This is a genomic window from Paenibacillus ferrarius (assembly GCF_002027705.1).
Taxonomy (GTDB): Bacteria; Bacillota; Bacilli; order Paenibacillales; family NBRC-103111; genus Paenibacillus_E; species Paenibacillus_E ferrarius.
In genome coordinates this window covers 14742-41541 of the sequence record NZ_MBTG01000036.1, presented here as the reverse complement: position 1 = coordinate 41541, position 26800 = coordinate 14742, and the positions used below count along the sequence as shown (strand labels likewise).

Annotated in this window: 16 protein-coding genes; 13 read left to right on the top strand and 3 right to left on the bottom strand. The window is 48.2% G+C overall.

All coding sequences use genetic code 11. From position 1 onward, the window contains the following. Nucleotides 1-4: 4 nt before the first annotated feature. The 7 genes from BC351_RS30480 (at nucleotide 5) to BC351_RS42490 (ending at nucleotide 14363) form a co-directional block, all read left to right on the top strand. Nucleotides 5-922 carry an NAD(P)/FAD-dependent oxidoreductase gene (locus BC351_RS30480; protein WP_079418142.1) on the top strand — a complete coding sequence of 306 codons (918 nt, stop codon included), beginning with the start codon at nucleotides 5-7 and terminating at the stop codon, nucleotides 920-922. A 32-nt stretch (nucleotides 923-954) separates the two neighbouring features. After that, entirely contained in the window at nucleotides 955-2352 is a 1398-nt protein-coding gene (locus BC351_RS30475) for an MDR family MFS transporter (protein ID WP_079418192.1), read from the top strand. A 54-nt stretch (nucleotides 2353-2406) separates the two neighbouring features. Then, the gene (locus tag BC351_RS30470) at nucleotides 2407-3297 is read left to right on the top strand and encodes a class I SAM-dependent methyltransferase (RefSeq protein WP_079418190.1); all 891 of its coding nucleotides are present in this window, start codon (nucleotides 2407-2409) and stop codon (nucleotides 3295-3297) included. Nucleotides 3298-3344: 47 nt separating this feature from the next. After that, nucleotides 3345-4052 (top strand): DsbA family oxidoreductase, encoded by a 708-nt coding sequence (locus BC351_RS30465; protein ID WP_144028575.1) that lies wholly within the window; start codon nucleotides 3345-3347, stop codon nucleotides 4050-4052. Nucleotides 4053-4147: 95 nt separating this feature from the next. Further along, nucleotides 4148-6706 carry a winged helix-turn-helix domain-containing protein gene (locus BC351_RS30460; protein ID WP_079418138.1) on the top strand — a complete coding sequence of 853 codons (2559 nt, stop codon included), beginning with the start codon at nucleotides 4148-4150 and terminating at the stop codon, nucleotides 6704-6706. 205 nt (nucleotides 6707-6911) lie between these two features. Beyond that, nucleotides 6912-10391, top strand: a complete 3480-nt coding sequence (locus BC351_RS30455) for an S-layer homology domain-containing protein (protein ID WP_079418136.1) — start codon at nucleotides 6912-6914, stop codon at nucleotides 10389-10391. A gap of 129 nt (nucleotides 10392-10520) precedes the next feature. Further along, the gene (locus tag BC351_RS42490; protein ID WP_158082278.1) at nucleotides 10521-14363 is read left to right on the top strand and encodes an RCC1 domain-containing protein; all 3843 of its coding nucleotides are present in this window, start codon (nucleotides 10521-10523) and stop codon (nucleotides 14361-14363) included. Nucleotides 14364-14896: 533 nt separating this feature from the next. Here BC351_RS42490 and BC351_RS30430 read toward each other — a convergent pair. After that, nucleotides 14897-16405: an MFS transporter gene (locus BC351_RS30430; protein WP_079418132.1), complete on the bottom strand. Its 1509-nt coding sequence runs from the start codon at nucleotides 16403-16405 to the stop codon at nucleotides 14897-14899. Continuing rightward, nucleotides 16402-17307, bottom strand: a complete 906-nt coding sequence (locus BC351_RS30425) for an SDR family oxidoreductase (protein ID WP_079418130.1) — start codon at nucleotides 17305-17307, stop codon at nucleotides 16402-16404. The genes BC351_RS30430 and BC351_RS30425 overlap by 4 nt, the downstream gene beginning before the upstream one ends. A gap of 400 nt (nucleotides 17308-17707) precedes the next feature. On the opposite strand from BC351_RS30425, the gene BC351_RS30420 reads away from it, so the two are divergent. Both BC351_RS30420 and BC351_RS30415 read left to right on the top strand, forming a co-directional pair. Beyond that, the gene (locus BC351_RS30420; protein WP_079418128.1) at nucleotides 17708-18292 is read left to right on the top strand and encodes a TetR/AcrR family transcriptional regulator; all 585 of its coding nucleotides are present in this window, start codon (nucleotides 17708-17710) and stop codon (nucleotides 18290-18292) included. A gap of 270 nt (nucleotides 18293-18562) precedes the next feature. Continuing rightward, on the top strand, nucleotides 18563-18910 hold the full coding sequence (locus BC351_RS30415; protein WP_079418126.1) for a VOC family protein: 348 nt from the start codon (nucleotides 18563-18565) through the stop codon (nucleotides 18908-18910). 308 nt (nucleotides 18911-19218) lie between these two features. On the opposite strand, the gene BC351_RS30410 is transcribed toward BC351_RS30415, so the two are convergent. Continuing rightward, nucleotides 19219-20895 (bottom strand): hypothetical protein, encoded by a 1677-nt coding sequence (locus BC351_RS30410; protein ID WP_079418124.1) that lies wholly within the window; start codon nucleotides 20893-20895, stop codon nucleotides 19219-19221. A 463-nt stretch (nucleotides 20896-21358) separates the two neighbouring features. Between BC351_RS30410 and BC351_RS30405 the strand changes: the two genes are divergently transcribed. The 4 genes from BC351_RS30405 to BC351_RS30390 all read left to right on the top strand — a co-directional run bounded on the left by BC351_RS30405 (nucleotide 21359) and on the right by BC351_RS30390 (nucleotide 26736). Then, nucleotides 21359-23176 (top strand): cache domain-containing sensor histidine kinase, encoded by a 1818-nt coding sequence (locus BC351_RS30405; protein WP_079418122.1) that lies wholly within the window; start codon nucleotides 21359-21361, stop codon nucleotides 23174-23176. 40 nt (nucleotides 23177-23216) lie between these two features. Continuing rightward, nucleotides 23217-24800, top strand: coding sequence for a response regulator (locus tag BC351_RS30400; protein ID WP_079418120.1), 1584 nt, complete (start codon nucleotides 23217-23219; stop codon nucleotides 24798-24800). 158 nt (nucleotides 24801-24958) lie between these two features. Beyond that, nucleotides 24959-25864, top strand: a complete 906-nt coding sequence (locus BC351_RS30395; protein ID WP_244209223.1) for an ABC transporter permease — start codon at nucleotides 24959-24961, stop codon at nucleotides 25862-25864. Between the two features lie 2 nt (nucleotides 25865-25866). Further along, nucleotides 25867-26736: a carbohydrate ABC transporter permease gene (locus BC351_RS30390; protein ID WP_079418118.1), complete on the top strand. Its 870-nt coding sequence runs from the start codon at nucleotides 25867-25869 to the stop codon at nucleotides 26734-26736. The last annotated feature ends 64 nt before the right edge of the window (nucleotides 26737-26800 follow it).

The following is a 26800-nucleotide window of genomic DNA, read 5'->3' as shown; positions in this document are numbered from 1 at the left end:
TGAAATGGAAAATCAATTTTTCGATGTAACAATTATTGGAGGCGGGCCGGCTGGGCTGAACGCCGCCCTGGTGCTTGGGAGAGCAAGGAAAAAGGTGGCGGTGATCGATGCAGGCCGTCCCCGCAACGCTGTGACTCACGCAGTCCACGGATTTCTTACCCGCGATGGGATCAGTCCGAGCGAGTTTCGGCGAATGGCGAAGGAAGAGATTAGCGCCTATCCCGCCGTATCATTTGTGGCGGATACGGTGGTGTCGATCACTGGAACCAATGGCCAGTTTCAGATTGAGACGGAGCAAGGACAAACTTTTGCAAGCCAAAAAATATTGTTTGCCGTCGGCATGAAGGATCAGCCGCTGGGCATTCCGGGACTGGCGGAAGTATACGGGAAAAGCGCTTTCGTCTGCCCGTATTGCGACGGCTGGGAGTTAAGGGATCAGCCGCTTGTCATCATTACGAAAGGGGCTGAGCTTATGCATTTCGCTCCGCTCATATCCGGGTGGACGAACCGTTTTACCGTCTGCACGAATGGCCCCGACGAACTGACAGATGCTCAGCGTGAGGAGCTCCAGCGGAATCATGTGCCTCTGTTCGACTCGCCGATCCGGCAGATCGACTCCAGTGATGGGATCGTTCGGCAAGTTGTTCTTGAAGACGAGACGATCGTTCCATGCACAGGGATCTTTTTCAAACCGAATCTGATTACAGGATCGGATTTGCCGCAAACGATAGGATGCGAGATGACGGATATGGGGGCGATCGTCGTCGATGAATTCGGAAAAACGAACATTCCGGGCGTATATAGTGCCGGAGATGCAGCAACGCGAATGCATCAGGCGATAGCTGCGGCTTCGATGGGCGCATTGGCCGCTGCCGTCATCAATAATGAACTGAATATAGAGGCTTGGGGGGAAAATAGGTGAACGATTTAAATCCGATTAAGCGCGGTCCGATTATGTTTGCTCTGATTATCGGCATGTTCGTCGCCGCTTTGAACGAGACGCTAATGGGCAATGCCCTTCCCGAATTGATGAAATCGTTTGGGGTGTCTGCGGCAACGGGCCAGTGGCTCTCCACTGCCTACATGCTCGTCGTTGGCGTGCTTGTTCCAGTGACGGCAATCCTGCAGCAATGGTTCACGACCCGGCAAATATTTCTGACGGCGATGAGTCTGTTCTTCGTCGGTACGGTCACCTCGGCGGTGTCGCCGGAATTCGGCGTGCTGCTGGTTGGGCGGATTATTCAAGCGATAGGAACCGGCATGCTGCTGCCGCTTGTAATGAACGTGATCATGACCATTTATCCGCCGGAAAAGCGGGGAGGCGCGATGGGGATGTTAGGGCTCGTCGTCATGTTCGCGCCGGCGATTGGCCCGACGATATCGGGTTTAATCGTTGACGGGCTTTCATGGCGCTGGCTGTTTTACCTTGTGATACCGTTTGCGCTGCTCTCCATTATTATAGGAGCCGCTGTCCTGAAGAATGTGTCAGAAGTCACCAAACCGCGAGTGGATCTCTTATCCATCGTGTTGTCGACGATCGGCTTCGGCGGAATCGTCTATGGGTTCAGCAGGGCTGGCGAACACGGTTGGTCGGAACCGGAAGTCATCTGGACGATCACCGCAGGCGGTGTTTCCTTGCTGCTGTTCATCTGGAGGCAGCTGTTGTTAAAGCAGCCTGTCATGGATTTACGTGCATTTCGGTATCCGACATTTGCGCTCGTTGCGGTGCTGATGTTTGTGCTTATGATGACTTTTTTCTCATCGGCGATTATGCTTCCGATGTTTATGCAAGGGGTGCTCATGGCAACAGCATTCAAGTCTGGTTTGATCCTCCTTCCTGGCGGGATTGTGAACGGGTTCATGGCTCCTGTCTCTGGCAAGCTGTTTGACAAGTTTGGGCCTCGCGTTCTGGTCATCCCAGGACTGGCCATTGCCGTCGTCTCGTTGTGGCAATTCACCCGATTCGACGAAGCGACGAGCACTGGCTTCCTCGTCGCCGTTCACATCGCGCTGATGATTGGCATCGCGCTAGTCATGATGCCCGCGCAGACAGCGGGGCTGAACCAACTGCCAAGCCATCTGCACCCGCACGGGACAGCGATCTTGAATACGCTGCAGCAGGTGTCCGGCGCAATCGGTACTGCCCTGTACATCAGTATTATGTCGGGCGGACAGAAGCAGTACTTGAGCGGAGCAAGCGATCCGCAGGCTCCGGCGGAGATCGTCAAAGGACTCTCAGCCGGTATCAACAACGCGTTCTGGTTCGGCGTCATCATCGCGCTCGTTGCCCTCGTACTCGGTCTCTTTCTCCGTAAAGGGAAATCGCCGGAGCAGGGACAGGCGGCAGGATGAGGCCCGTTCGTTGAGGGAAATCTATCAACTATAAGGAAAGAGTGGGGAATGCTCATGAACGATTTTTTTAATGCAGCTGTATGGGAACAAGCATGGAAAGACGAGTCTGATTTGAACATCAACAGGATGAAAAAGAATGGAATTGATCCCAGCAGATCTTTTGACCATAAGGCCAAGACCTTCAACGAACAATCATTTAGCGAAGAGGGAAGAAAACGAACCAAACGAATCATGAACTGGCTTGAAGGACAAGGAGTTCAATTCGAAAACGCCTCCGTTCTGGATATTGGCGCCGCATCCGGCGTATTCTCGGTGCCGTTTGCTGAGCGAGGCGCCCATGTAACCGCCATAGAAACCTCCCCTCCACAGGTCGAATTGTTGGAAGTAAACATCTCGAAGTTCGCCGAAGACCAGGTGAAGATTGTACCCGAACCGTTTGAAGAAATTGACGTAGTGGCCAAGGGCTGGAACCAAGCCTTCGATCTCGTCTTTGTCTCGATGTGCCCGGTCATTCACAATTGGGAAAGCGTGGAGAAGGTGCTCCAGTGCGCTCGGAAATTCTGTTATATCAGTTTGCCGGTAAGTCCTGCGGAGCACAGCCTGGTGAATGAAATTTGGCCGCTCATCACCGGTCAGCCTTACCATACGAAACATATGGAAATGGGATATTTGCTGCACCTGCTGTATCTTAAAGGTTATGCATACGAATCGCTTATCACGAGGGAAGTGAAAACGACGGAAGTCTCCAGAGAAGCGGCGCTGCAGGAAGCGATGACCTGGCTTGGCCATCACCGTCTGCCTGTAGATGAGCGGAATCGGAGCATCGTTGCTGACTATCTGGAGCAAGCCTATCCGTCCGGCAAAGTCGTCATCCAGGAAGGCGGACGTTTTGGCAAAGTACTGATTCGATTGCAGGATCACAATATGTATACGAGAGAGCTTTGAATCTGAATCAAGAATTGAAAGATCATGAAAGATTAGGGGAATTGACGATGAGAATAGATGTTTGGTCGGATTTTGGATGTCCCTTTTGTGTGATAGGTAAAAGAAAACTTGAGAATGCACTTGGCATGTTTACGATGAGGGATAAAGTAGAAGTTGTGTATCGCAGTTTCCAACTTGATCCAAATGCACAAAACAGATCGCTTAGTACTGAGCAGCTTGCCCGAGAAAAGGGCATGACTGTCGAGCAATTGAAGGCCAAGCAAGCACAAGTAGCTCATATGATAAAAAAAGAAGCTGGACTCGATGTCAATTATGATCAAGTAACGATTGCTAATACGTTTGATGGTCATCGTTTGGTTCATTTTGCAGCCAAAGCGGGAAAGGGAGCTGAGTTAACAGAACGTCTTATTCGCGCTTACCTTTCGCAACGCATGAATATCGCCGACCACAACGTACTTGTTTCCTTGGGCAGCGAGGCGGGGCTTAACGAACAGGACGTAGCAGAAATGCTTGAATCTGATGCGTATAAAGATTCGGTCAAAGATGACATCGCTGAGGCAAGAAAGTTGAATATTTCAAGTGTACCTACCTACGTGTTTAATAACAAATTCTTAATTTCAGGTGCTCAGTCTGAGGAGGATTTTTTAAATACTCTGAACTCGATCTGGGATGAAGAAAAGAAATTTCAAAAACTGGAGTTGAAGGGCGAATCAAAAGGTGATGATAGCTGCACCGACGGGGTTTGCTATGTGTAATTTGGTTTGCCAAATTTAGGGCGCGAACTTGTCTTGTCTGATATACTATGATTAATAGATTGACGTAAAGTTCAATATCGCCCGGAGGGATTCTATTGATTGTAAGTACGAAACTTCATATCCCCCATGTGCGCAAGGTCTTGGTGTCTAGGCCGAGGCTGATGCGCAAGTTGAATGAGGGGCTGCACGCCAAGCTGACGCTTGTTTCCGCGCAAGCTGGTTACGGGAAAACAACCGTGTTAAGTGAATGGGTGAAGCAATGCGGCGCGCTTGTAGCGTGGGTTTCGCTGGATAAGCAGGACAATGACTGGAGCCAGTTCTGGAGCTGCGTCACAACTTCCATTAAGGAAAGAGTCTCAGGCTTTGGTCAAACGGTAGAACCTCTTCTTGAAAAAGGGCCTTTGCTATCATTGAAGCTTGCAATTACGGCATTACTAAATGAGCTTAATCGATTAAACGGTGAGTTGGTCATCATTCTTGACGATTATCATGTCATTGATGATTCGGATATTCAACATTCCATGATCTATCTACTTGAGCATTTGCCTCCCCATATTCATATGTTTATTGCAAGTCGCAGTGAAATGGCGATACCTACGACTCGGCTTCTGGCAAAAGGTGAGCTAAATCAAATCATGATGCAGGATTTGCGGTTTCAACTGGATGAGGGGCATGCCTTTTTCAGTGACACGACCGATTTGTTACTAACCAAAGAGCAAGTGACGGTGCTGTTCCATCAGACCGAGGGGTGGATCAGCGGCTTGCAGCTTGCTGCGCTCTCTCTGAAGCGCAGCATGAATATAGGCGAGACGCTTCAACAATTCAGCGGTCACCAGCATCATATAGCTGATTATTTGCTGGAAGAAGTGTTCCTTCATCAATCGGAGTCTATGCGCGCTTTTTTATTGGAAACTTCAATATTAAGTCGGATGAATGGTTCCTTGTGCCAGGCTGTAACGGGTCAAGTGAACAGTCAAGAGCTTTTGGAGAGATTAGAGAAGCTGAACTTGTTTATCATCCCTCTGGACGATTACAGGAATTGGTATCGGTATCATCAGTTGCTTTCCGATTTTTTGCAACAAATGCTGCTTAGAACCGATCCGGACAAATGGATGCAAGCGCATATTCGTGCGGCGAAATGGCTGGAGAATCATGGTTTTGACGAAGAAGCGGTGGACCATTATGTAGAGGGAAAACAGACCGAGGATGCTGTTCGGTTGATTGAGAAGAAGCTGCCTACGTTCGTGCAATCCAAAAGTGTGCTGCTGATCCGATGGGTATCTGTATTGCCAGAAGACTCCTTTGTGGAGAAGCCGATGATCGAACTGTTTTATATATCCGTATTGCTGGGAGTAGGGGAATGGAAGGCCGCTTTCAGTAGAGTGGAGCAAGCCGTAAGCCGCTTTCAAGCGCAGGAGGGGAACTGGACCGATGCAGAGTGGAAGCAGGCCATGGGCAATATTTACTTTTTTATGGCGGTTGCCTCGTATCTTCAGAAGGATTTGGAACGAACGTCAGACTATTTCGAATGGGTAGAACGATATATGCCGGAAGGTAGCTTTTTTCAGACGGTGGGGCGTAACCGGTATCAAGGCCATGATTCCTTCGATGATCAGTTGGCGCTTATTAACGATCTACATGCAGCGGATGTCTTCCTGTTGAAGTGGATTACAATCTGGAAAGACAAGCGAGAATATCCGTTCATCGGATTCTTGTATGCCTCTTATAGCAAATTGCTGTACGAGTGGAATCGGTTGGATGAGGCAGAGTTTTATGTTAATCAGGCGCTTGGACGAGAGGACATACGGCCTTTTGCACGGATTTTGATGCAAAATGCCATTAGCGCCTCTCGGATTCAGCAAGCCAAAGGCAATCTAGACCGGGCATCCGAGCTGTTGGAACAGTTGAAGTCGCAGATTAACTCGCCAGATGTTGAATTATTTAAGTTGAAAATCGAAGCGGAACAAGCTTGTCTATCTGTGAAGAAAGGCTCACGTCAAGATGCGCTTGATTGGTTGCAAAGGTGTGGTCTGGCGCATACGGACGAGGTTTCGCTGAATCGTATGGCAGAGCATTTGGCGTTGGCTAGAGTGCTTGCAGTATGTGAACGGATGGATGAAGCGCTGTATCTGTTAGAACGGTTGGAGCGTTTGTTAGCTAGGGAAGATCGTCTTCGGGATCGAATCAAGGTGTTGATTATGCAAAGTGTAGCGCTTTATAGTTTAGCTCAGAAAGAGGATGCACTCGTTCAATTGGAGACAGCCTTGCTCTTAGCAGAACCAGAGGGGTACATTCGCAGCTTTATGGACGAAGGCGCTGTGATGACAGAGTTGTTATCCGCATATATGAAGGTGCAGCTAGGTGCTCGCATAAAGAGTTCCCCCTCTGTTTCATTAGCGTACGTAGGGCAACTGCTTCAGGCTATGCATGTCACTTCGAAAGAGGAACTCTCTCTTAGCGAGATATTAACCGAGCGGGAAGCCAGGATATTCCTACTGATCACTCAGGGTAAATCAAACAAGGAAATCGCCAATCGTCTGAATATCTCGGGGGAAACGGTAAAGTCGCATATTAAAAACATATACAGAAAGCTCGGTGTCAACAATCGAGCGCAAGCGTTGGAGCGTGCCAAAGAAATAATGACACTGGCATGAAGGGAATCCCTGATATTCACCCTTCGTTCTGTGTTCTACCCCTTTTTCTGTCTTCTTCTCCCCCCTGTTTCGGGGGATTTTTTTTTTGCCGAAATAGTCTTAAAGTTAGGAAAGGAGCGACATAATGTGACATAAAGCAACAGAAGTTTGACTTTTACTGCTAACTTTCATCAAGTTCAGTAGATATGGAGGGGAAAGAAACCTGATGACCAACACGAATCAAAGTAAAATAAAACGGGAAAAAACCAAATGGTACATGCTGAGCTTTGCACTGTTCATATTAATAGGTGCATGGTTGTTTGCAAACCCGGTACAAGCAACAGAACAATGGAGTCAATATGGGAAGCCAGTACCGGTTTCAAGTGGAGAATTAGGAGGATTTATTAATCCTGGCGGTGTGGCGGTAGACAATAGCGGAAATGTGTATGTGGCGGATACGAATAACAACCGCATACAGAAGCTGACGGCATCCACAGGGGTTTGGAGCCAGTGGGGCGGCCAACATGGAAGTGACGTAGGCCAGTTCGCTAATCCACGTGGAGTGGCAGTAGACAGCAGCGGAAATGTGTATGTAGCGGATACGAATAACCACCGCATACAGAAGCTAAGCGTAGATACAGGGGTTTGGAGCCAGTGGGGCAGCCAATACGGAAGTGGCTTAGGCCAGTTTGCTTATCCAAATGGAGTGGCGGTAGACAAAAGCGGAAATGTGTATGTGGCGGATACATATAACAACCGCATACAGAAGCTAAGCGTAGATACAGGGCTTTGGAGCCAGTGGGGCAGCGAAACTTTTAAAACTGGAAGTGACTTAGGCCAGTTTGCTTATCCACGTGGAGTGGCAGTAGACAGCAGCGGAAATGTGTATGTGGCGGATACGGATAATCACCGGATACAGAAGCTGACGGCAACCACTTGGAGCCAGTGGGGCGGTCAAAATGGAGATGGAGATGAGTTAGGCGAGTTTTCTTCTCCAACTGGAGTGGCGGTAGACAGCAGCGGAAATGTGTATGTAGCGGATAGAGATAACAACCGCATACAAAAGCTGACGGCAGCCACTTGGAGTCAGTTGGGCGGCGAAAATGGAAGTGAGTTAGGCCAGTTTGCTTATCCAACTGGAGTCGCGGTAGACAGCGGCGGAAATGTGTATGTGTCGGATTTTAATAACAATCGCATACAGAAGCTGACAGCAGCCACAGGGGGCTGGAAGCAGTGGGCCACCATGGGAATGGGTGCAGGTACTGCTCCGAAGGAGTTTCATAGTCCACGTGGAGTGGCGGTAGACAGCAGCGGAAATGTGTATGTAGCGGATACGAATAACCACCGGATTCAAAAGCTGACGGTATCGACAGGGGCTTGGAGCCAGTGGGGAGGCCAAGATGGAAGTGGTCTAGGCGAGTTTTCTTCTCCAACTGGAGTGGCGGTAGACAGCAGCGGAAATGTGTATGTAGCGGATACGAATAACAACCGTATACAAAAGCTGACAGCATCCACAGAGGGTTGGAGCCAGTTGGACGGCGAAAATAGTAGTGACTTAGGCCAGTTTACCGCTCCAAGTGGAGTGGCGGTAGACAGCAGCGGAAATGTGTATGTAGCCGATACGTATAACCATCGCATACAAAAACTGACAGCATCCACAGGGCATTGGAGCCAGTTGGGCGGCCAATATGGAAATGACTTAGGCCAGTTTTCTTCTCCAACTGGAGTGGCGGTAGACAGCAGCGGAAATGTGTATGTGTCGGATAACGATAACAACCGCATACAAAAGCTGCCGGCATCCACAGGGCATTGGAGCCAGTTGGGCGGCAAAGATGGAAATGACTTAGGCCAGTTTATTTATCCAACTGGAGTGGCGGTAGACAGCAGTGGGAATGTGTATGTGTCGGATAGCGATAACGATCGCATACAGAAGCTGACGGCATCCACAGGGGGTTGGAGCCAGTGGGGAGGAGGCCAATATGGAAGTGACTTAGGCCAGTTTGCTTCTCCAACTGGAGTGGCGGTAGACAGCAACGGTAATCTGTATGTGGCGGATACGAATAACCACCGCATACAGAAGCTGGTAACGACGGTTGTGCCGAATGCTCCTACAGGCGTAATGGCAATGGCAGGTGACCAACAAGCTGCCATCAGCTTTACGGCACCTGCGTATAACGGGGGAAGCGCGATTACCAGTTACACAGTAACTGCAAATCCGGGTGGAAAGACAGGGACTGGGACAACGAGTCCGATTACAGTTACAGGACTTACGAATGGAACCACCTATTCCTTTACGGTAATTGCAACGAATATAGACGGGAATAGCGCGGCTTCCAGCGAAGTGAGCGTAACGCCACAACTTCCAATACCAGGTGTTCCGTTGTTAGCAACACCTGTAGCAGGCAATGCGCAGGTAGCACTTACGTGGAATCCGGTCAATGGTTCGACAGGGTACAGAGTCTACCAAAGTGTAAATTCCGCAACGTATGGAACCGAAGTGACCACAGTGAGCGGCTCGGTGTATAGCTATAATGTGACAGACTCGGTCTATAGAAGTACGGTGACCGGCCTGGCCAACGGCACGACCTATTATTTTGTCGTGAAGGCGATCAATGCCGGAGGAGACAGTGCGGCTTCGAACCAAGTGAGCGCAACGCCGATAGCACCAAGTGAGCCACCTAGCAGTGGCGGTGGCGGCGGCGGTTCGACAGGATCAATGTCACCAATTATCTCCACAGATGGTACATTAACGCTTCCTGTAGGTAGATCAGGCGAGGTCAGTTTGCAAAAAGAAGTGACGGTATCTATTCCCACAGGTGCGACAGCTAAAGAACTAAAAATAACGATAGAGAAATTGGTGAACACTCAAAACCTGATAACGGATAAACATGTTCTAGCAAGCCCGATCTTTGAGATTCTAAAAAACTTCTCGGAGAACTTCAGTAAACCGGTTACGCTGACTTTTGTATTCGACAAAACCAAATTGAGTGGCAACCAAACAGCAGCTGTATACTATTTTGACGAAGCGAAGAAGGAATGGGTGGAAGTTTCCGGCGGCAAGATTAACGAAAATTATATCACCGTACAGGTAGACCACTTTACAAAGTATGCAGTATTCGCTGTAGGTCAAGCGGCAACTGTGCCAACACCTGACACAAAGCCAACGATTAACTTTAGCGATATCTCTGGGCACTGGGCAGAGGCGATCATTAAGCAAGCGGTAAGCAGAGGAATCGTCGGCGGTTATCCAGACGGAACGTTCAAGCCTGGGAAGACAGTGACACGTGCGGAATTTACGGTGATGCTAATGAACACGTTGAAGCCGCAAGGAGCAGGAGCGGCACTAACATTCACAGATAAAGCAAAGATTGGAAGCTGGGCGCAGACAGCAGTCGAGCAAGCGGTGCAAGCAGGTATGATTAAAGGTTATGAGGATGGTACATTCCGTCCTGATGCAGTCATTACACGTGCAGAGATGGCAGTGATGATTGGCGGTGCTTTGGGTCAGTCAACTGCAGCCAATGCTTCAACTGACTTCGCAGATGACAAGGACATACCAGCTTGGGCCAAAGCCAGCGTTTCTTACGTCAAACAAGCAGGCATCGTGCAAGGGAAAAGCGATAACCATTTTGCCCCTGAGGACCATGCAACAAGAGCAGAGGCTGTAACGGTGCTGATGAACGTGTTGGCGCAAAAAAGCAAGTGAAGCAAACCGTATAACTTTCTAAATTTCATGTCTAAATCAGAGGTAATTAATTGGTGGTTCCCCCGAATGGGGGAATTTTTTGCCGAAAAATAAGAGATACAGTCTAGGTTAATCATAGGGGGAAATTTTGTGAGGAATACATTAGTCAAAAAGCTGCTATCCATAATCGTCATGGCATGCCTATTATTTTCGTCGTTTGGTGTCGCATTTGGTGCTACTACAGCCGGGACATCGGATATTCAAGGGCATTGGGCAGCTAGTAAAATTTCGGCATGGATCGATAAAGGGTTCATTAAAGGGTACGACGATGGCAGCTTTAAGCCGGATAGCCAAATTACAAGAGCAGAATTCATTGCTTTGATCAATCGTTCGTTTGGATTTACAGAAGCGTCAGATATCGCATTCGGCGATGTGCCGTCAGATAATTGGGCGCATGCCGAAGTAGCCAAAGCTGTTAAAGCCGGCTATATCACTGGCTATGCAGACGGAACGATTGGTATCAATAAACCGATTAGTCGTCAAGAGGTTGCGGTAATCGTAAGCCGATTATTGACATTAAACGCGGCAACTGGCACTACGGCTGCAGCTTTCATAGATGCCAGCCAAATGGCAGCTTGGAGCAAAGACGCCATCGATGAAGTGGTGGCTTCACAAATTATGAATGGTTATGATGCCGATCATAGCTTTAAACCATCGGCCCCTATTACACGTGCGGAAGCGGTAGTTACCTTAGATCGCGCTCAAGCCGCACAAACCGTGGCCTATCAAGCAGCAGGTACGTACGGTCCGGAAACTGGCGTTGAGACAATGAATAAGAATGTAACTGTGAATGCAGCAGGTGTCACGCTTCGGAATATGGTCATTAAGGGTGATCTCTTATTGGCTGAGGGCATTGGCAATGGCGATGCGTTCCTAGAGAATGTTAAAGTCACTGGTAAAGTTATCGTACAAGGTGGTGGCGAGAACAGTATTCATTTTAATAACTCGGTACTCGTCGACATTATTATTGACAAGAAGTCAGGGACTGGTACAGTACGTATCGTTTCTGAAGGAACCACGACGGTTGCTTTAGTAAGTGTAAAATCTTCGGCTATTCTAAAAGAAACCAATTCAACTGGGAATGGTTTTGGTAATGTCAATATTAGTTCACTTCCAGCTGGTTCAAAAGTTACATTGGCAGGCTCCTTCAATACGGTAAACGTGAGCTCACAGCAATTACAAATAGATATGCCCGAAGGCACAATTCAGAAAATGAATGTAGCATCGACAACAACAGGAATGGTACTTAACCTTAGCGAGGGAGCTAAAATTAATGATCTTGTCCTAGATGCTATCATAAAAATGCTAGGTAAAGGTACGATTGTGTTGGCAACTATGAATATAGGTGGTTCTACATTCGAGACACCTCCGACCAAAACAACGACCCCAACTACGCCTACACCGGCGCCGACGTCAGCACCAACGTCAGATTCATCATCAGATTCAAGGTCAGATCCAACACCAGCACCAACGTCAACACCGGCACCAACATCAACACCAGCGCCAACACCAGCACCAACGTCAACACCGGCACCAACATCAACGCCAGCACCAACGCCAACACCAAGTAACCCGCCACAAGAAACGGCTAATGAATCTATAACAGCGGCAAAGGCTTTGCTTACAGCAGATACAATTCGCAACACTAACACAGCATTAACTGCAGTAATGGCAAACTTGAACTTAAGTACAACGGGATCAAATGGTACTACCATTGCCTGGAGTTCAGATAACACGGCAATCGTTGCGAATACAGGTGTGGTTACACGTCCTGCTTTTGCAGATGGCAATGGTACCGCTCATTTGACAGCGACAATCACGAAAGATGCAGGGACACCCCAAACGAAAGAGTTTGAGGCAATTGTATTGAAGGATACGGCGGATACGGATGGTCGATTACTCGCCTTACATTTAAGCGATGTCACATTGAGTCCGGCATTTTCACCGGATATTCAGCATTATGAAGCAACCGTACCGTTTAATGTAACGAGCACAACAATAACAGCTACACCGATGAATCAGCATGCATCCATAGATTTAAACTATGAGGATGATACTAAGCAGTTACTAGTAGGATCTAATGAGGTACAAATTTACGTCATCTATGCAGATGAAGATGGAAGTGACATCTACTCAGTTAAAGTCCATCGGCTAGCAGTCGACGTAGCGGCCCAAGCAGCGGCCATTGCAACGATTAAAGCTTACCATGGGGAAGATATCGATTTGATTCACGTTCTCAATACAGCAACTGGAAGGAATACGGCTATTCCCGTTAATGTAACCTTCTATAGAAATGCTATTCTTGCTGCAGGGGCAGGTGACCTTGATACGGCAGAAGATATATTGCTGATGATTGATGATGTCAACGAGGCCAATGAAGTGCCTCCTGTTAACAAAACAAATTTAATTTCAGCCATCTCTCAAGCAACTACGTTGCTTAGCAATCACTCAGTTGGGATAGAGATAGGGAAAGTTTCGCAAGAAGCTCATGACGCCTACCAAAGTGCAATTGCAGCAGCAACTGCTGTACAAACATCTTCAATTGCAAAACAAAATGAGGTGGATGCGGCCGTTACGGCACTATCTTCAGCTACCGCTGCTTTCCGTACAGCCATTATTGTTCCCATTCCTACATTTGCTGTGGATGGCAGTCTCTCTAACCATATGCCGGTAATCACGGTTGCTAATGTAGCAGCTGGTAATCAAATTACCGTCTACGATACGGATGGCACGTCTGTGATCGGATCCGGCAAGGCTGCAGGAACGTCAATAACAATTGCAATTGATCCGTTAACGGTAGGTACGCACATACTAAAAGTAAAGTCCGTAGATGCATCAGGTCAGTCCAGTGTTTCGGCAGGAGTGAGCTATATTGTCCAAGCCATTTCCATTTTGCCAGCAAATCGAATTTCTGAAAGCCAAGCACATATCGCAACGCTGGCTACAAATGGTCAAGTCTATACATGGGGTTCTAACTATGGTGGGCAAATTGGCGACGGGACGCAATTACCTCGTACACAAATATTTGCAGTTCCAAACTTGCCTGTTAACATCATCGCCGTACAAGCTGGTGAAGGATACACGGCAACGCTAACAGCTGATGGACATATTTGGAAATGGGGATACTATGATACAACGGGTCCCAAAAAAATAACTGGCATTGATCATGTCGTTTCTATTTCTGCAGAGGGAACTAATGTCTTTGCTCTAAAAAGTGACGGTACCGTATGGAAGTTTGCGATTTATGCAACTCCTGCGCAAGTTCAGGGATTGGATCATGTCATAGCTGTTCGAGGCGAGTGGTCCGATACAGGAATTGCCTTAAAGGCTGATGGGACAGTTTGGGCTTGGGGAGCTAACGACAATGGGCAGCTTGGCGATGGAACAGGTGCAAATAAACCGGCACCAGTCAAAGTTGAGGGCCTGCCATTCATCATTGATATCAGAAATGGGGATCAACATTCCTTAGCTTTAAGTGTAACTGGCGCCGTTTATACGTGGGGTTTCAATAATGCGGGGCAAATTGGAAATGGTACAATAAATAAGCAATTAGCGCCTTATGAAGTGGCGGGTTTATCTAACATAACTCAAATTGGGGCTGGGCATTATTATTCTTTCGCCATTGATAATCAAGGCAAAATGTTTTCATGGGGCGCCAATTGGAATGGAAGTCTAGGCATAGGCGGGAATGATAACCGGAATACGCCTACTCTCATAACAACGAACTTAACCAATGTTCTGGCAATAACAGGTGGAGAAGGAAGTACGAGCATTGCGTTGCAGGCCAATGGTGATGTTTGGACGTGGGGCGACGCTACTAATGGCCTTCTCGGAAGTGGCGAAGCCTCTAACCGGTCTACACCTGGTAAAGTGGCTAACTTCAATTTATTTAATGACCCAGCAAAACCTTTAGCTACAGGCATTCCGGAGTGAACTTAGCTTTTATGAAAAAGATAATGAAGATAGGGGTTGCCCTTCTAGTAGAATGTTCTACTGGGAGGGCAGCCTCTTGCTTTATTTTGGTGCATCATTTATGGAATTGCCGTTACGTCGGTCTAGGTGCAATTCCGGAAAAAAGCCGATCCTTGGTAGAGGGATTATAGGTGCCCCAGGCACAGGATATTCCTTGATGGATGGCTATTTCCGTCTGTCCTGAATGATCGAACTTCTCGATTTGGAAGATCGATTCGAACTGGTGGTCTCATTTAACTGAAGAGAGTACCAGCCTTCGGATGATTGGCATCTCCGAATCCGCCTTCAATTTATTCATGACGTGGCGGATAAAGTGAAGGAATAGAAAAAATGTTAAAACGCTACTGACATCCTGTTGTCAGTAGCGTTTTTGCGTAGTCGGAGTATGCGAATATCGCAGTGTTTGGGCATACGCGACGGCAGCCGTTGTCTCAACTACACAAGAGTGAAATGTATCATAGCACTAACTGGATTTTGGTTTTTTTTGCAAATTATCAATTGGTTGAGCTTATCTTGCGGCGGCGGCTGGTCTGAAAGGCTGCCGCGACGACGAGGACGCCAGCGATGAGAGTGACGGCGCTCGCTACCTGCAATGCGGACTCGGCCCCAGTTGTGAAGGAACCGATGATAACGGCTTGCTGTGAGGGGGCTGCAGCGACTGCCTCAGCAACCGTGCGAGGGATTGGGTCCTGGTGCTGAAGGGTTGCCGGCAGATGCCGGGTAAAGCTCTCGGTTAGCACGGTGCCGACGATCGCGACGCCGAGGGCGCTGCCAAGTTCCCGTGTCGCAGATTGAAGTCCACCTGCTACGCCGGCCTGTTCGGCGGGCAGCGCCGCAGTGAGTTCGGCTGTCAAGCATGGAAGAGCGAGCGCGAAGCCGGTCCCGATTAGGACGAGCCAGGCAGCGTAGACGAGGTACGGTTGATGTGCGGCGAAGGTCAAGCCGAACAGTCCGATGCCAATGGCGAGGAAGGCTGCAGACAGCGTTAAGGGAATGCCGATGCGCCTCACCAGATCGGGAACGAATCGTGCTCCCAACAGCATTGGCACCGTCATAGGTACAATCGCGAGTCCGGCTTGCAAGACAGAGTACCCGCGGCCGTATTGCAGGAGCGAAGCATTGAGGTAGAACAGGCCGAAGCTGCCGAAGAACAGCACGAGCATGCCCAGACTGGCAGTACTAAGCAGTGGAATAAGGAACAGGCGGGGGTCTAGCAAAGGGTGACGAACACGCAGCTCGACGAAGACCCAGGCGGCACCGAGCAAGACACTGACTGCGAACGCGGCGATGACGATGGCGCTGCCCCAACTGAGCTCCGGCCCTTCGATGATGCCGATTAGAAGAGTAATAGTTGCCGCGACCAGCAAGGCGGTGCCGACCGGGTCAAGGCTGCGCGGACTAGGGCTGCTTCTTTTTACGGAGACTACCGTCCAGAGAGCACAGAGAAGCGCGATTGGCACGATGGCCCCGAATAGGGTCCGCCACGATCCGGCAGTCAGCAGCGCCGCGCCGGCTATGTTGCCGACGAGTCCGCCCATGCCGGTCATAGCGCCCCAGATGGCAAGGGCTCGGCCGCGCCGTTCGGGCGCGGTCGCATGAACCAGTACTCCCACGCAGTTCGGAAGCACTAGCGCCGCCCCAACGCCGGTTATGGCTCGGCCAAGGAGCAGGATTATCACGTTAGCCGAGGCGGCCGAGATCGCCGCACCAGCTGCGAATGTGATGAGCCCGGCGATCAGCACGCCCTTGCGTCCGAAGTTGTCGCCGGCCGCGCCGCCTGGGATGACCAAGCAGGCGAATACGACGACATACGCGTCAACGATCCACAGCAATTCCGAAGAGCTCGGGTGCAACCCGCTGACCGCGAGCATTGGAACCGCCAGATTGATGGCGGCGACAAGGCCCACGACCAAGATGGTGCACGCGCACACACATGCCAGAACCAACCCAGACTGCCGTGACGGGTTCACGGTAACAGTGGATATTGTCTGAGGGGCGCTCATTGTTGTCCGGCTTCCTTGTACGCGCCGCCTAGGATGTCATCCACCAGAGTGAGGCCGGCGGGTTTCCATCCAAGCAGTTCGCGGGTGCGTTCGCTGGAGCCCGTCATGGATAGTTTGAAGAAGCTGCCGATAAATCCGAAGTGTGCTTTAGCGTCCTCCTGCGCAATCGAGGCTGCCGGAATATCGAGTGCGCGTCCGATGGCTTCGGCGATGGCTCGGGTGGAGATGGTTTCCTCTGCGACCGCATGCAGGCGTGATCCGGCCGGAGCCTTCTCGAGTCCAAGCCGGATGAGCTTGGCGGCATCGGAACGGTGCACCGCGGACCATGCGTGGGAGCCGTCATCGATGTACCCGGACACGCCATGCTTGCGTGCAGCGCTCACCAGGAAATTGACAAAGCCCCAGTCTCCTACCCCGTGAACCGTCGGTGCGAACCGGATGATGATAGTCCGTACTCCGCGACTGACGTAGTCGAGAGCGAGGTTCTCAGCGCCGCCCCGGTGAGAGTTCGGGCTCACGTCAGGCGACGGGTCCGTCTCCAGTATCGGCCGCCCCTGAAACAGACCGGACAATCCAGTCGCAACCATGAAAGGCCGATTGGTACCGACCAGCGCCTCGGCAAGGGTTTCGACTGCAGCCCGCTCGGCACGGTCAGACTCCGCGGGATTTGCAAAGTCATGCTTGTTCGCCAGGTGAACGACAGCTTCCGCTTCGGCCGCCCCGCGGCGGAGGGAATCGAGGTCATCGAGATCCCCGCGCAGGACCGTCGCGCCTTTCGCCTCGAGTGACGCTGCGGAGGCGTCCGACCTTGCCAATCCGACGACCTTGTGGCCCGCTCTCAGCAATTCATCTACGGTGGCCGATCCGATCCAACCTGTTGCTCCAGTTACAAATACATTCATCCGTATTTCCTCCTTAGTAGCCCTTCTGCTGGCTACGGCTTCAATTTTGCGGTTACTCGCATGGTTTGGGTTCGCGATGTTGGTCGCCCTCTGCAATTACGAGACACCGTGTAACTTAATATACTAGAAACGATACATTGTGTCCAGTAATTATTTTGGGGTAGGAACAAAACGGCGTGAGGACCCCGGGGACGAGCTTAAATGGCGGTTCCGCCGTAGCCCGTGTTCTTGTCGCGCGACATCGCGTGCGGATGAGGTTCCGAGAAAATGATGCCGCTGCATCGATTGGGATATCCCGCAACCAAAGAATACGCAATCTACCGGCTTGACGCCGTTACAATTTCGAGACAACTTGTCTAGGAAGTGGACAAGGAGCACTTTCTCCATGTATAGTTGAACTATGGACAAAGAACTTTATCATGGCGGTCGTCCCCGGAGCGAGCAAGCGAGGACGGCTATTCTAAATGCGGTTGACGATCTCTTGGTCGAAGTAGGCTATGCGGCAATGACAATGAAGAGCATCTCCGAGAGGGCAGGAGTGTCTCGGCAGACCGTTTATCGGTGGTGGTCACACAAAGCGGAGATCTTGTTTGAGGCAAGCGCGGCCGATGCGGCCGAGGAACTTGCGATTACAATTACAGGCAATCCATTGGACGATCTAACGTCCTACGTGGAAGCGCTTGTGCGCTTCCTTGCGCATTCACCGGCCGGAGCTGCCTACCGAGCCCTCCTCGGCGAAGCGCAGCACGACCTTGCTGTAGCGGAACTGCTCTCCGCGAAGGACCCGCTCGGCGACAGTGCTCGATTCGTGATCGAGCAAGTGATCGGGAAGGAAGTGCGGTCACTTCGGATCGAACAGGCAACCTCCTTGCTGATCGGACCGAGCTTCTTTTGGATTCTGAGCGGACGCGATCCCGCGGGGCTTGTCCCGAGGGAACTGGCTGAGAACTTCATTTATGACCTTCAGGCAAGACAATTGCGATGAATTGGCGTATAAAGGAGACCGATTTGCCTGTTTGCCTGTTGGGACAATGGCTGGAACCGAATATGTTTTTTGATCTGCTGATCGAAAAACAAATAACCGTCGCTCGGGTAACGAGAGACGGTTTTCTAGTTTAACCCACATTGCGCATCATTTTGTTAACGCTCTAATTGCATCCTGAAATCAGTTAACTAATGGACCACAAGTATTTTCTAGAGTTTTTTAATATAATCGGGTAGCTAAAAATTTGATGACAGACAGGAGTTAGATACGATGATAAAAGGTTTTGGAGGAATTTTTTGGAGAACCAAGAATCTTGAAGTTGTGAAAAAATGGTACAGTGAAGTGTTGCAGATTGAAATAGAAAATTGGAATGGGACTGTGATAAAACCCCAATTAGGAAATGAGACTATCTTCTCTTTCTTTACCGAGAATGACAGTTATTTTCCAGCAGATCAACAAGTGATGTTAAATTTCCAAGTGCATAATCTAGACGAGACGATTAAGCATCTCGAACATATTGGCGTACCTCTTGCAAAGAAAAAAGAGACTAGTGAATTTGGAAAGTTTATTTGGATTGAAGATCCTGAAGGTCGACTGATCGAGCTTTGGGAGAAATAACGAGTTGTCACTCATTTTTGGCTGTGACGAGATTGGGATATCGATGGCAATGGAGCTGCGGTCTGGTCCATTATGGAAGCGAAGCAAGGGGCCGATAAGCTTCTGGTGTAATCAAAGACTGGCCTATTGGGCTGGTCTTTCTTTATGTGGCGTGACTAGAAGCAAAGTAGGTAAAGGCCTACCAATTCTAAGGAAGATGCAACATCATATTGAGACTGCCTTTTCGGCAGTCTCGGAGCGACTTCTATGCTTTTTCCCCTTATGAGACTGCATCGTCTATAAGATTGGGACTTTCTCAGTGGCCTCTATTACTCCAACAGATCTTCGATGTGCAGCGTGGTACCTTTAAATGCAGCATACCCGTAGCTCTTAGGTTTACCGTCCGCAGCTGTCTCAAACAACAGTCTAGCAGGAGTATCTCCAAGGATAGATGAGAAGGTAGCCCGCAAATTCATTTCACCCGGTTGCTTGCCAGTCAATTGAAGGTTCGCTTCATAAACGGATTCGCTGAGATAATTATAATTATATTTCTCATAGCCATTGTAGAAATTTACACCGTCATCACTAAAGTTGACGTATTGGGCTTCCGATTTTCCCGATAGATTGGGGGTTGTTGTAGTGACATAATCGATGTAGCCAGATTTCTTGCCGGCTATCTTCCCTTGCACATTCCCATTAGAACTGGAGGTTAGTTTTGTTAAGTCTTTGGTCGCGTAAGGGATATTATCCGTTGTCGGTTTAATAGGGACTGTTTTGTGTGGTTTATAATCAAGTAGGTTTACTTTCTGCAGCCGCTTATGCAAATCATCATCTAAGCCTCTGCGTCCCTCAATCCACATGGCACTTTTTCCATCCGGATGCCAGGACATCGGTGAATGGTACACCCAATTCTCATCAGTTGAAAGGTTTATGCCTTGATATCCGGGTTCGTTCATAGAACGATCAATGTCAATTAGGGCGGGACCAATGTCTCCACTTCGGAAAGTGCGCACGCCAGCTACGGAATAAAAATACAGAATGCCATTAATCCCTGAACCGGCATAAGCGGGCCTAGGCAGGATTCCGAATATGGCTGGATCTGTTTGTTTGGAAAACCTTGTACTCATGACCATGCCCAGGCGCTCGTCCGGGGAAAAAATAGTTGTCTCATCATATCCGGGTGTACGAGTAATATGGGTAACTTTATCAGAAGTCAGATCCTGTATAACCGAATCCGCGGTAACGTAATCTTTAGCCCCAACGACGGAGAGGGCGTTTCCTCCTTGGATAAACTGCTTCACTTCTCCTCCACGTGTTGAGGTTGGGGGAATAATAAAGCCCGGTTTGTTTGGATCATTGACAAAAGGTTCTGGCTTGCTAAGCAGCTGGACATTCTCGAGGACATAGCTATCTGTTTTACGTGACAGAACACCGATCGCTTGGCCAGCCGTGTAGTTGGAGAGGAGGATCGTCCAAGCCATATGTTTATTGTCAGGTGCAATAATGATTTCCGACCATACACTGGAGATGTGCGGATCTGTTGAAAGGCTTGTTGGATATGTGATCGGAACTAATTTATTGCTCTTGCAGTTGTTAAGATTTGGCATGCATTCAAACACATAATCTCCTAGTAATACACGTTTGTTATCCTGAAATGGCATGTACCGAATACCGCCTGATCTTGCATTCAAGGGAATGACACCAGAGAAGATCAGCTTGAAATCCGTCCCATCGTCATTGAGAACAGCGAAGTTAAAATAATCGGTCGTATTGAGGTCATCCGCTGTCTTATACGAAATAAATACTTTACCAGAGTAAGTGTAAGTTGCATCCTGTAAGATCACGTAACTTGGCAATGAAATTGTACTTACCTTTACTCTTCCAATGCTATTGCTGTTATGCTTGTCGCTGGAAAGGTCTGAAGATAGATCTGCGGCTAATGTCGGGGGTACCAAAGACAAGAAAAGACTTAGCATAATGAGGACGGAAACTATTCTTTTTTTCATTACCATCGCCTCCAATTTTAATCATTCTGATTTGAGAAAAAATCACGATTGCATGGTATTAGGTTGTTCATGACTGTTTCTATATGGAGTATCTAACTCAATCCAATTCACCTCCTATGCTTCACTTCGTATTTGAGATGTTTGATGTGTCTGAAAATGTATCCGCTTGCAAAACTATATAATTTGGAAAAATATTACTCAATGGGACGTTTTTAAGTTCCATCAAGGTCATTTTTAAGGTAACCTTGAAGACCATCCAGTCCCCTTATTTTATAAATGATTTATTTGAAAATCCCCAACATTGCCCTTGTATAAACTTAAAAATGACCCTTTGTTTTATGAATCTGCTTCCATTATAGTATCTTGTAAACGTATACATTTTTAGCCTGAGATACTTCGGTAGCTTCGGTGCATCACGGCATGTACAATGAGAAGCAAAGATGTTAAACGAGGAAGGTTGTACATGAGACAAGGCAAATGGATCCAAGCGGCAATTAGCCAAATCAAAAACATGAAGCTCCAAAGCAAATTTATGGCAGGCTATCTCATTGCGTGTGCGTTTCCACTGCTCGTGGTGACCAGCATCATTTACAGTCAATCGGCAGCAGGCTTGGAGGATTCTTCCCAAGAGTTCGCGGCGCTGTACACGTCTCAAGTTGAGAATTCGTTAAATGAACTCATGAAGGAATATGACAAAGTAACCAAATCCGTACTTTTGGATAATGAAATTATTTCTAGGCTTGGGGAAGAGCATGCCATGTCCATGAATGAGTACATTCTTCAGAAGTTATCGGTCCAACGAGTACTGATGCGGGTTGCCTTGCTCAAGCCAGAGATTAATAATGTCATGCTGATTAGCCGTGATAACAGCGTCTATCAATATACGAATACTAGCAGCACCGTGAATGAGAGCGCCTTGTTGGCTCAAGCATGGTACAAGCGGGCACGCAGCTCGGAAGATACTTTTTTTATTACTGGGTTACACGATCGCTCCTACTATGAGGATAAAGGGAAGGGTACATTAGTAACAGTGGGCCGGGTGTTGCTGAGTTCTGAAGGGGCATTCACAGGGGTGCTTCTTATCGACTTGGATCCATTCACATTGATGGAGTTAAACCACGAGTTTGTTTTGACCAGGGACAAATACGGCATGAGTGTGATCATTAGCAAGCTTACTGGTGAAACTGTCTATCATTCGGATGCCGCCAGCGGTCGAGTGCCTTGGATGCAGGTGCTCGAAGCAGGAAATGATTTTACCAAAGACATGAGCAGCAGTGACCGAATCGTGATATCAGGAAGCACGCAATTGGGAAATCTGGTTATTAAAACAGAGATTCCCCGTGAGAAATTGCTGCATAAAATTGCAAGGATCAAGCTCGTCACGATCATTTTAATTGTTATAGGCTTTGTCATCACGACATTGATTTCTTTCGGATTAAGCTTAAGGATCACCAAGCCCATTAAGGCGCTGCGCCGCAGTATGAAGCAGGCAGAAACAGGTCAATACCTGCCGATAGAAAGTATTCAGGCCAATGATGAGATTGGAAGCTTGGTTCGCAGCTACAATAAGATGATTATCGTTATTCGAACCTTAATTGAAGACGTTTACATTGCGGAGATTAAACAGCGGAAAGCTAAGTTTCTCGCGCTTCAGAACCAGATTAATCCTCATATGCTCTACAACACGCTAGAATCGATCCGAATGAAGGCGTTGGTGAAGGAGGAAGAGGAGATCGCTGGTATGATCATGATTTTGGCGAGAATGTTCCGGTTGACCTTAGGCAAGGATGGCAGGCAGCATTCGATCAAACATGAAATTGATTATACCGTTAATTATTTGCAGCTTCAGAATATACGCTTTGACGACAGTTTTATGCTTGACATCCGTATGCCAGAAGAGATGCAGGCGTGCAGCATTATTCCGCTCGTGTTTCAACCGATTGTGGAGAACAGCATTATCCATGGCTTCAAGGGTTATGGAGGGAGCATGCATATCTTGATTGAAGGCATGTGGACGGATGAAGGGGAGATTCTGATTCGAATTATAGACGACGGAATTGGTATTTCTAGGGATAAGGAAGAGGAACTTCGTGTCATTCTAGAGGATGCGGCATCGGATAAATATAAGCTGGAGGAGACGGAGAAATCGGAAGGTGAAGGATTAGGTCTGAAAAATATTGCGGAACGCATTAAGCTGCATTATGGGGATTCCTATGATCTGACGATTCATTCGGGCGAAGGCAGGGGAACGACGGTTGAGTTTCTCATCCCCAAATACTGAGATTTTGTTGTTAGACAGCATGGAAGGGGATGTACTTCGGATGAAAGTAGTTGTGGTTGATGACGAGAAAGGAATTGTAGATGGTCTCCAAAAAATGATAGGCCGCTATATCCCGGAATGCGAGATTGTGGGAGTGGCGTACAGCGGCCTTGAAGGTGCCAAATTAATTCAAGAACGTCAGCCTGATATTGTTATTACAGATATTCGAATGCCTCAGGCAGACGGGCTGGACATGATCCAGTTATTGAAAGAGAAAGATTGTCAGGCTAAATTTATTCTGCTCAGCGGGTATGCGGACTTCGAGTACGCACGCAGAGGCATGCAGCTGGGGGTCAAATTCTACCTCAATAAGCCAGTAGAAGAAGAGGAGCTTCGTGAATGCGTCTGTAAGGTTATGGACGAGATTCAGGAGGAGCAGGCGAAACTTCAAGAAGTGGATGAGCTGAAGCAAGAAGTGAGCAGCCGCGTGATGGAAAGCGCTTTACGGGATATCATCGATGGAGACAGCGACAATACGGCGCATGTGGACGAGCTGCTTCAGATTGCGTGTATTCCGATTGATCGTACACAGCTTGTGTGCGTTTTGCTAGAATTTGAAAGCAGCCTAGGCTCTTTGATGGAAAGTGGGCTTGATCCTGTGTTCCGCCTTATTGACCACATGCTGGGACAATATCGAGGCGTCTATCGCTTCCGGTATCTAGGCGCTCAGGTGGCTGTCATTGTTACACATGATAGCGCCATCGAGTACGGGGAATTAGTCCGAGGCTTTCAGCGTCTGAAAGAAGCCCTATTCAGCAAGATGAAATTATCTGTGACAGTCGGGTTGGGTACAGTGAAAGGAAGGGCGAATGAAATCAGCATCTCCTTTGAGGAAGCTCGCCACTCATTAAGTTATAAGATTCTTAAAGGCGCAGGCGTCGTCATTGCATATCCCGATATCATGTCCATGTCAGGCAAGCGGCAAGCGGTTCCGGAAGACATGATAAGCAAACTGGAGGCAGGCCTCGACAATATGGATGAAGGAGCTTGCGCCGGCGCGATCCGCGAGATTTTTCATTGGCTGGAGAAGGAGCGCGAGATAAGTCCAGTTGACCTCCAACTGCAGTGCTTAAGCATTCTTTTGTCCAGTGCGCGCAAACTTTCTTTGGAGCAGCTGCAGCAAAATGATTTCTTGGGACGCAATCTTCTTATACTGGATGGACTCTCGCGGTATCGGACATTGGAGCGTATGGAGACTTGGATGCTTCAAATGATAAAGGGTATTATTGCTTTTAAACTGGAACATAATATTATGAAGAAAAAGGATGTTATCGCTGAGATCAAGGAATATGTATCGAAGCATTACGCCGATGCGATCAGCTTGGCTGAGCTGTCGGCTCGTTTTTTTATCAATCCCTATTATTTAAGCCAGCTCTTTAAGCAAAAGACAGGGGATACCTATCTGACCTTTCTCGCACAGACAAGGATCAACAAGTCCAAGGAATTGCTGGAAAAAACAGATTTAAAGGTGTATGAGATATGCCAGATGGTTGGTTATTCCGATCCGCAGTATTTTGCCAAGTTGTTCGAAAAACTAACGGGCTGCAAACCTAGCGAATATCGCAGGAATCCCCCAATTGCCTAATGATGAGAAGTCCTTTCGCCGTTCTTATGGTGGAAGGACTTTTATTGTAACTATAAAATGACCTTGTCGAAACTTAAAAACGTCCCTTTGAGCGCAGCTCTCTCCAAGAGTACACTTGGTGTAAGCGAATACAACAACTAGACGCGGGGGGAGTTCAATTGGGTAAAACCTATTTTCAACAAATGAAGGTTTTTTGGCCGCTCTATGTGATGGCCATTCCGGGTCTCATTTTTCTCATCATTTTCAAGTACATTCCGTTATTAGGCTCGGTGATCGCCTTTAAGGATTATTCGGTGTTCAAAGGGTTTATCGATAGTCCTTGGGTTGGCTTTAAGCATTTCCAGAAGCTTCTCGATTATCCGGATTTCGTCCGTGTGTTTGGAAATACTCTGACGCTAGGATTTCTGAAAATCGTGCTGGTCTTTCCGATTCCGATCCTGCTGGCGCTGATGATGAACGAAATTCGGAAATCTGCGCTAAAGAAAGGTATTCAGACCGCGCTATATATCCCTCATTTTTTATCGTGGGTTATCGTGTCCGGCATCGTGTTTGACATCTTCTCATTAAGCGGGTTATTCAATGTGGTCTTGGGATGGTTCGGGTATGATCCGATTTTGGCTATGCAAGACAGCGCTTACTTCCGACCGGTCTATGTGCTGACTTCCATTTGGCGAGACGCTGGGTGGGGAACCGTCGTGTATATGGCCGCGATCAGCTCCATCGATCCGCAGTTATATGAATCGGCCATGATGGACGGTGCATCCCGTTTCAAACAGATTCGTCATATTACGTTTCCGCTGCTTCTGCCTACGGTGCTGGTTATGTTTTTACTGGAAATCGGCAACTTCCTGGACTTAGGCTTCGATCAAGTGTTCAATCTCTTGACACCAATGACCTACAGTGTAGGGGATATTCTTGATACTTACGTGTTCCGAACAGGTATTCAACAGGCACAATACAGCTTTGCTACGGCAGTTGGTTTGTTCCAGTCGGTTATTGGTTTCATTTTGGTGTTCATCTTCAATCGGTTGTCGAAAAAAGTTTCAGATGGGGAGTTGTGGTAGATATGTTTGAATCCAGAGGAGAAAAAGCTTTTGTAACAAGTATCACGACCCTTCTTCTGTTATTATCTTTCATTGCACTCGTGCCGCTGCTATCCGTCATTTCAATCTCATTCAGCTCGAAGAGTGCCGTTGTGCAAAATCTGGTATCTATCTGGCCTAAGGAGTTCACATTCGATTCATGGAGCTACATTATTGACCGTCCTGATTTGTGGAAGTCGTTCTTCCTCACGCTAGGTTCCACAGTAATTGGTACCGTCTTGGCGCTATTCATTACAGCGTTGCTCGCCTATCCGCTTTCGAAACCGGAGTTCCGCTTAGGTTCTGTGATCATGGTTGGTGTGGTGATTGCGATGATTTTCAAGGCGCCAATCATTCCTTATTTCCTTACTGTACGAGGAATAGGCCTGTATAATCATCCGTTGATCTTGATTGTTCCACATATCCTGAATCCCTTTAATCTGATCATCATGAGAAGCTTCTTCAAGGAGTTCCCGAAGGAACTTGAGGAAGCCGCTTTCCTCGAAGGCTGCGGTTACTTTCGAATGCTGTTTCAATTCGTTCTTCCGCTGTCGAAGGCCGTACTTGCTACACTAGCCTTGTTCTACGCGGTGGTCATTTGGAACCAGTTTCAGACACCTTTATTATTTCTCCAAAATACGGACTGGTTCCCGTTACAGATGAAGATCCGCCAATTCATCACGGATGATAACATGATTATGCCAGGTGCCGCTTCAACGGCTGACTTTAATTTTAACGAAAGAACGTTACGATCGGCGACGGTTATCTTCGCCATCCTTCCGATCATTGCCGTGTACCCTTTCTTGCAAAAGTATTTCGTCAAAGGAGCTATGATCGGCTCTGTAAAAGGATAATTTCGTGTTGGTTTTACGGCTTAATGAGTCTAAAACATATAATGTCGATTTCAAGGGGGAAACA

Bases quoted from the DNA above. Each gene is read 5' to 3' on its own strand.
- BC351_RS30420 (WP_079418128.1), top strand. From the start codon at position 17,708: ATGGACAAAGAACTTTATCATGGCGGTCGTCCCCGGAGCGAGCAAGCG.
- BC351_RS30405 (WP_079418122.1), top strand. From the start codon at position 21,359: ATGAGACAAGGCAAATGGATCCAAGCGGCAATTAGCCAAATCAAAAAC.
- BC351_RS30425 (WP_079418130.1), bottom strand. From the start codon at position 17,307: ATGAATGTATTTGTAACTGGAGCAACAGGTTGGATCGGATCGGCCACC.
- BC351_RS30415 (WP_079418126.1), top strand. From the start codon at position 18,563: ATGATAAAAGGTTTTGGAGGAATTTTTTGGAGAACCAAGAATCTTGAA.
- BC351_RS30400 (WP_079418120.1), top strand. From the start codon at position 23,217: ATGAAAGTAGTTGTGGTTGATGACGAGAAAGGAATTGTAGATGGTCTC.
- BC351_RS30430 (WP_079418132.1), bottom strand. From the start codon at position 16,405: ATGAGCGCCCCTCAGACAATATCCACTGTTACCGTGAACCCGTCACGG.
- BC351_RS30390 (WP_079418118.1), top strand. From the start codon at position 25,867: ATGTTTGAATCCAGAGGAGAAAAAGCTTTTGTAACAAGTATCACGACC.
- BC351_RS30410 (WP_079418124.1), bottom strand. From the start codon at position 20,895: ATGAAAAAAAGAATAGTTTCCGTCCTCATTATGCTAAGTCTTTTCTTG.
- BC351_RS30465 (WP_144028575.1), top strand. From the start codon at position 3,345: ATGAGAATAGATGTTTGGTCGGATTTTGGATGTCCCTTTTGTGTGATA.
- BC351_RS30480 (WP_079418142.1), top strand. From the start codon at position 5: ATGGAAAATCAATTTTTCGATGTAACAATTATTGGAGGCGGGCCGGCT.
- BC351_RS30455 (WP_079418136.1), top strand. From the start codon at position 6,912: ATGACCAACACGAATCAAAGTAAAATAAAACGGGAAAAAACCAAATGG.
- BC351_RS30470 (WP_079418190.1), top strand. From the start codon at position 2,407: ATGAACGATTTTTTTAATGCAGCTGTATGGGAACAAGCATGGAAAGAC.
- BC351_RS30475 (WP_079418192.1), top strand. From the start codon at position 955: ATGTTTGCTCTGATTATCGGCATGTTCGTCGCCGCTTTGAACGAGACG.